This window comes from Campylobacter sp. RM12640 (genome assembly GCF_020137595.1).
In the GTDB taxonomy this organism is placed as follows: Bacteria; Campylobacterota; Campylobacteria; order Campylobacterales; family Campylobacteraceae; genus Campylobacter_E.
The window spans coordinates 1-1,520 of sequence record NZ_JACGAU010000053.1; the positions used below are offsets into that span (position 1 = coordinate 1).

Here is a 1,520-nt window from a genome sequence, read left to right on the forward strand (position 1 = left end):
CAAGCAAACCCGCCAATATACAAAATGCGTCACAACATAGACATAGTAAAAAGTGCAAGTAGTGCTTATAAAGTTTTAAAAGGAGTTTTAGGCGATGAGTTTTTAAACTCAAAGGATTTTTTTAGCTCTGATGAGCTTTGGAAAACTTCACATTTTTTTGAAATGGATAAAAGAAGCTTAACTATTACAAAGACTTTTGATAAATTAGAAGATTATCAAGACTATGTAAAAATGACAGATTATTGTAGGCTTGATTCAAAATATAGAGCTACTAATTATTTATCTGGCTTGTTTGAAAAAGATGATATTTTTTTTAAAAAAGAACCACCTATAAATAATTATGATGCGTGGTTAGATAGTATATGTAGTTTTATCTACGACCCACATAAAGAAAACTACCAAAACGAGCAAGGCGAGTATAGCAAAGGCGGACTTTTAGCTGCTGTTTTATATAATAATTATATTTTAGTAGAAGGTGAAAAAACTAATTATGCTAAGCAAATGGGACATGACTACAGCGACCCATTTGACCCGTATCGCACAGATGATGATTGGGGTATGATAAAGCCAAACAATACAAAACGCTATGAGATAGGTAAAGAAGATGAGTGGCAAAAGCTAATGCAAAAATTATTATATGAAATGCTAAGTGGTAAAAACCTAAAAGCTCCTAAAGATATAGATAATTACGAAACATTTGAAGAGTTTTTACAAGCTGCTTTACAATACAGCCAAAAAAATATAAGTTTATTTGATATAAAAGTTTAAATTCCTATTTCAAATTCCATTAATTTTAAAGGAATTTAAAATTATGAATTATTTAAAAATATTACGAAAAGTAACAAATATTAATAATATTTTTAATATTAAGTTTTATTTAAAATTAGTTAAAGTATTATGAGGTTTTGTTTTAAAGCAAAGGAGAGATAATGTTTAAAAAAACATTAAAAGTTTTATCTTTAGTTGCCGTTTTAAGCTTAAGTGCTAATGCTAATGATTTATTAGCAGATATTAGCAAAGGTGCTATAAGTGATAATTCATTAGGTGTTAAAGTTTTAAATACTGAAGAGATGAATAAAGTTCATGGCGGGTATATCGTAAGTTATTTCAATACTACATTTCATAGTGCAAATTTATTGCAAACAAATCATGTGGTATTGTTTGGTGATAATGAATTAGATAAAAGAGCAGTATATATGTATGGTTATGATTTTAAAAAAACTGATAATGCATCATATATGCAAAAAAATGCATTTAATGAAGCAATAATTGGATTAATGAATGGAGAATTGTTGGCAATTTCTTTTACTCAAACAAAAATTCCTCAATTTATAGGAAGTCAATATAGTTATAGTTATGATCCTAAAGCTGTAAATTATTATACTGGTAAAACTAGAGCTATTACGGGTAATTCTTGGCTTAGAAATTTAACACTTAACAAAGCTATTAGAAATGATATTTATATGCAAGCTATAAAAGAGCATGGTAATTTTGCATTAGGGTTCTAATAGAACCCTACC

2 protein-coding genes are annotated in these 1,520 nt (G+C 27.7%); both read left to right on the forward strand.

The features are described 5' to 3' along the window. Positions 1–768, forward strand: a 768-nt coding sequence (locus AVBRAN12640_RS09815; protein WP_336613006.1) for a hypothetical protein, incomplete at its 5' end; no start/stop codon positions are given. A 161-nt stretch (positions 769–929) separates the two neighbouring features. Then, positions 930–1,508, forward strand: coding sequence for a hypothetical protein (locus tag AVBRAN12640_RS09820; RefSeq protein ID WP_336609166.1), 579 nt, complete (start codon positions 930–932; stop codon positions 1,506–1,508). Positions 1,509–1,520: the final 12 nt, after the last annotated feature.

Coding starts and splice junctions, on each gene's coding strand:
- AVBRAN12640_RS09820 (WP_336609166.1), top strand. CDS start 930: ATGTTTAAAAAAACATTAAAAGTTTTATCTTTAGTTGCCGTTTTAAGC.